The organism is Coleofasciculus sp. FACHB-712, assembly GCF_014695635.1.
GTDB lineage: Bacteria > Cyanobacteriota > Cyanobacteriia > Cyanobacteriales > FACHB-T130 > FACHB-T130.
Map to the genome: position 1 here is coordinate 1 of NZ_JACJOQ010000256.1, position 4,242 is coordinate 4,242.

4 protein-coding genes are annotated in these 4,242 nt (G+C 46.9%); all 4 read left to right on the top strand.

Annotated elements, in window-relative coordinates:
- The first annotated feature begins 370 nt into the window (after positions 1 to 370).
- Positions 371 to 1,282, top strand: coding sequence for a putative selenate ABC transporter substrate-binding protein (locus H6F50_RS07295; RefSeq protein ID WP_190427970.1), 912 nt, complete (start codon positions 371 to 373; stop codon positions 1,280 to 1,282).
- Positions 1,283 to 1,287: 5 nt separating this feature from the next.
- Positions 1,288 to 1,743, top strand: a complete 456-nt coding sequence (locus H6F50_RS07300; protein WP_190427972.1) for a GNAT family N-acetyltransferase — start codon at positions 1,288 to 1,290, stop codon at positions 1,741 to 1,743.
- 8 nt (positions 1,744 to 1,751) lie between these two features.
- Positions 1,752 to 2,507: a phosphonate ABC transporter ATP-binding protein gene (locus H6F50_RS07305; protein ID WP_190427974.1), complete on the top strand. Its 756-nt coding sequence runs from the start codon at positions 1,752 to 1,754 to the stop codon at positions 2,505 to 2,507.
- A gap of 143 nt (positions 2,508 to 2,650) precedes the next feature.
- Positions 2,651 to 4,242, top strand: a 1,592-nt coding sequence (locus H6F50_RS07310; RefSeq protein ID WP_190427976.1) for an ABC transporter permease subunit, incomplete at its 3' end; no start/stop codon positions are given.

Below are 4,242 nucleotides of genomic sequence, written 5' to 3' on the forward strand. Positions count from 1 at the left end.
ATCGCTTGCCCTTCTTTTGATTGCATTTATTCTCAGCAAGATAGGTGATCTCAAAGCCACCTTTACCCAAATGCCTCTCAATAATATATCGTCCGCCCTGCAACTTCTGCCCACGATGCCAAACCATTGCTAAAGCCGCCTCGACACTAGGGTTAATTTTGGCATAAGGGTAGCCGTTCGCTTACACTGACTTCTGGCACCCTCGCTACACCCCATTTCCAGCATGGGTCGCTTCTAGCGTAGGTTTCTATGGCGTTGCTGAAAAGTAATGATTTTTCCACGAAGGAATCTGCTTGTGAAATAGCTATAGCATTACCAAATCAGCAACGCCGTTTCTATGCCAGTCAAAATGAGGAGAGCCAAGTCAGGGATGAAAAAAATATTGTTGTCCGGTTTGTTGTTGCTACCGCTAGCAGCGTGTTCGCCCAACCCCTCCGGGACTTCAGCGACGAACGGTGGAACTGAGGCAAAACCTCTGACAATCGGTGCCATTCCCGATCAAGATCCGCAAAAGTTACAGCGTCAGTATGAGAAGCTAGCTGCTTATCTGGAAAAGGAATTGGGTGTGCCGGTTGAGTATAAGCCGGTTACTGACTATACGGCGGCGGTTACTGTCTTCAAAGTAGGGGATTTGGATTTGGTTTGGTTTGGGGGATTGACGGGGGTGCAGGCACGGTTGCAGGTACCCGGTGCAGAAGCGATCGCGCAACGCGACATAGACGCCCAATTCCACAGTCTTTTCATCGCCAACAAAAAGGCAGGACTGAAGCCATTTAAAGAGATTTCTGATTTAAAACAGCTCAAAGGACATAGCTTTACCTTTGGCAGCGAATCTTCAACATCTGGGCGTTTAATGCCTCAATATTTCCTGCAACAAGCTGGACTCAAGCTTGAAGATTTCAAAGGTCAAGTTGGCTTTTCTGGCGACCACGATAAGACAATCAAATTAGTGGAAGCAGGCACCTACGATGTTGGGGCTGTAAATGAAAGCGTCTGGAAAAAGCGAGTCGATGCCAAAGAAGTAGACCCAAACAAAGTGCAAGTCCTCTGGCAAACACCCGCCTATTACGACTATCACTGGGTGCTCAATCCGGAGGTCAAAAAGCGTTATGGTGAGGATTTTTCTAAAAAAGTACAAAATGCCTTTTTAAAACTAGACCCTAGCGTACCCGAACATAAAGAAATTCTCGACCTTCTACAAGCAACTAAATTTATTCCTACCCAAAATTCCAACTATGCTCAAATTGAGGATATTGGTCGAAAAATTGGCAAAATAAAGTGATGTAAATGACAGAAGCCAACTTTAAAATTGCAGAAAAATCCGATACTAAAATTCTGGTGAAGTTTATAGGAGAGTTCTACGAGTTTGAACACCTAAAATTTGATGAATCCATTGTTCGCACGGCATTGGCAAATGTTTTGCATGACGATTCTCTAGGACGAGTGTGGCTGATCCAGAATGGGGACGAAGCGATTGGCTACGTCGTCCTTACCTTTGGCTACAGTTTAGAATTTCGCGGGCGTGATGCATTTATTGATGAACTCTACATCCAAGAGAGTTATCGGGGGCAAGGGGTAGGCATGAGCGTAATTCAGTTTATAGAAAGTGTTTGCCCTTCTCTAGGAATTCAAGCACTTCATTTAGAAGTCGAGCGGAAAAATACAGCAGCACAAAATTTATATCGGAAGGTTGTTTTTAAAGATCACGATCGCTATCTCATGACTAAATGGATAGCAAACTAAGCAGAGAAATGAATTCGTCTGCGCCAATATTTGAACTGAAAAACGTTTCCAAGCAATTTGGATGTTTTGAATCTCTGGCTGATATTAACTTGCAGATTTGGACAGGCGATCGCGTGGCGCTGGTTGGTTCTAGCGGCGCGGGAAAAAGTACGCTGATTAATTTACTCAACGGTACGCTGCTACCCACTCAAGGAGAAGTCTGGGTACTGGGTCGAAACCTTGCTCATCTGCGTCCAAAGTCGCTGCGTCAAGTCCAGCGCCAGATTGGTACGATTTACCAACAATTTCACTTAGTTGATAATTTGCAGGTGATTCACAATGTCAATGCTGGACATCTAGGGCGCTGGTCGTTTTTCAAAGCAGTAGTTTCGCTGATTTATCCCTTAGAAGTCGAAACTGCTCATCAAGCTTTGGCACAGGTGGGGATTCCAGAAAAACTTTACGAACGTACTGATAGCCTTTCTGGCGGTCAACAGCAACGGGTAGCGATCGCTCGCGTCCTCGTGCAAAATCCCACCGCCATCCTTGCCGACGAACCCATTTCCAGCCTCGACCCCGAACGCAGCCGCGAGATTATGGACTTATTGCGCCAGTTGAGTATAGAAACCGGGAAAACTTTAGTCACCAGTGTCCACGCGATTGAATTTGCTCGGAGTCATTATCAGCGAATTATTGGTCTGCAACATGGGCGTATTTTGTTTGATATTCCCGCTGAAGACCTCTCGGATGCCATGATTGAAACTCTCTATAAAACCACGGGGTAATCCTAAATATTTCTATTTAAATTCCTCTGCATTTTTTGCATCTGTAGCGGTTTGATATCTAAAGCGTGCCACAAACAAGCGATCGCCATCCAACTACTCTCCCTCAGCGCCCCTCACCGCTTACCTGGCGTACTGTGTGGGGATTGCTGTTTGTCGCGTCCCTCATTTGGTCGTTGCACGTAGCAGGCGTATTCCAAGGCAATTTAATCAACTCAGGCGGCTGGAACCTCGTCTGGCGCTTTCTCGTAGCTGCATTTTCACCCGATCTCAGCCCGGAATTTCTCCAACTCACTCTAGATTCCACTCTGAAAACCCTCGCTTATGCCGTGTGTGGCACTTTCTTCAGCGTGCTGATTGGGTTGGTGGGGGGTGTTTTTTCTTCCGAGATATGGTGGCAATCTGTTTCAAATTCAAAACTCAAAACTCAAAACTCAAAACTTAAACCTCAGCCTCCTTGGGTGGTGGTACGAGGAATTTTGGCAATCCCCAGAGCAATTCACGAGTTAATTTGGGGATTATTTTTTGTCAATATTTTTGGACTCGATTCCCTAGTAGCCGTATTAGCGATCGCAATTCCTTTTGGTGCGATTACTGCCAAAGTCTTCTCGGAGATTCTAGACGAAACTCCCCGCCAGCCACTCATGGCACTGCTCAATAGTGGTGTTCCCCCTCTGAATGCTTTTGCCTATAGCTTGATTCCCCAAGCCTTTTTAAATCTGCTGTCCTACGCTTTCTATCGGTTTGAGTGTTCGATTCGTTCCGCCGCCGTACTGGGGATTATCGGTGCAGGTGGACTGGGATATCAAATTCTCCTCAGCCTCCAATCTCTGCGCTATGAGCAGATGTGGACGTTTTTGATCGCCCTAATTGTATTAAATGGTGCTACGGATTTTTGGAGTGCTTTGCTACGCCACCGTTTAGGTGCGCCGAGTCGCCTGGATTTGAACGTCCTAAATCTCCAAGGGCGAAAACAGCGGTTTTATCAAAAAGATCCAGTCGTGCAGGTGTCATTTCTGGGCGGCATTGTTTTAGTTATTTTCTCCTTCTGGTACGTCCAAGCTGATTTCTCAAAGCTTTGGGCACCACGAACCGCACAGCTATTGGCAGGAGTGTTTCAGGATGTCTTTCCACCGGATGGGAGTCAGGTGAGCCAACTATTTACCCTTTCGGCGCAAACCCTTGCCATGTCCATCCTGGCAATGGCTGCGGCTGGATTAGGCGGCATTTTATTATCTTTCCCAGCCGCGAATAATTTCCTGTTGCCAGGAGGGATTTTAGATACTGGCAGAAGATTCAGCAAACTCCCCTCATCAATGGGGGTAAAGGCAACTCTAATACCCCCCTTTTTAAGAGGGGCTATAGGGGATCTACGAGCAACTGCCGTACTGATTTTTACCCGCTTCCTACTACTGTTTGCTCGTGCCGTCCCCGAACCCATTTGGGCGTTAATCTTTCTGTTTGTATTGTTTCCAGGTATCTTACCGGGAGCGATCGCCCTCGGTTTACACAACTTAGGTATCCTAGGGCGTCTGATGGCGGAAGTGACGGAAAATCTAGATGAACGTCCCTTGCGATCTCTTAAAGCATTGGGCGCGAGTGGTTCCCAAGTCTTCCTCTACGGTGTCTTACCCCGCACTTTGCCCCGCTTTATCGCTTATATCCTCTACCGTTGGGAAGTCTGCATCCGCGCCACCGTCATCGTCGGATTAGTGGGTGCGGGTGGATTAGGTCGCTT

Excerpts from the sequence above, each read along its gene's own strand:
- H6F50_RS07295 (WP_190427970.1), top strand. The coding sequence starts at position 371 with ATGAAAAAAATATTGTTGTCCGGTTTGTTGTTGCTACCGCTAGCAGCG.
- H6F50_RS07300 (WP_190427972.1), top strand. The coding sequence starts at position 1,288 with ATGACAGAAGCCAACTTTAAAATTGCAGAAAAATCCGATACTAAAATT.
- H6F50_RS07305 (WP_190427974.1), top strand. The coding sequence starts at position 1,752 with ATGAATTCGTCTGCGCCAATATTTGAACTGAAAAACGTTTCCAAGCAA.